At 79.6% G+C, this 553-nt stretch carries 1 pseudogene; it reads left to right on the top strand.

Annotated elements, in window-relative coordinates:
* Nucleotides 1-253, top strand: a pseudogene (locus tag KUM32_RS35805) (threonine/serine exporter family protein); the annotation flags it as partial.
* Nucleotides 254-553: the final 300 nt, after the last annotated feature.

Genomic DNA, 553 nt, shown 5'->3' on the forward strand with positions numbered 1-553 from the left:
GCCGTACGTCACGGCCGCGATCGGGCCGCTGCTGCCGGGTAGCGCGACGTACTTCGGGCTGCTCGCGCTGGCCCAGAAGAACATGGACTCCGGCATCGCCTCGCTCACCCGCGCGGCCTCGCTGGCGCTGGCCATCGCCATCGGAGTGAACCTCGGCAACGAGATCGCCCGCCTCTTCCTGCGGGCGCCGGTGCCCGGCACCGACGTGGGTGGCCCGCTGCGCCGCGCGGCCAAGCGGACGCGAGGCTTCTAGGCCGGCCCTGGCCGCGCCCGTACGACCTCGGGCTCCGGCGGGTGGCCGCCCGCCCCGTCCCGGCGGCCGGGCGCCAGCGGGGCCCGGTCGCCGCCCGGTCGGCCCGGCACGCCGATGGGCGGGACCCGGCTCGGGTCCCGCCCATCGGCGCTGTGCTGGCTCAGTGCGCCGCCTGGCCAGGCCGGCTGGCGCGGGCGCCGGCTGGTCAGACCGGCCAGACCGGGCGGCGCTGGTGCCGGAGCCGCGCCGGCCAGCGCGGCGCCTGGCGTGCCGGAGCGTCAGTGGTGGGCGCCGCCGGAC

The sequence above is a fragment of the Streptomyces sp. AC627_RSS907 genome, from assembly GCF_019049165.1.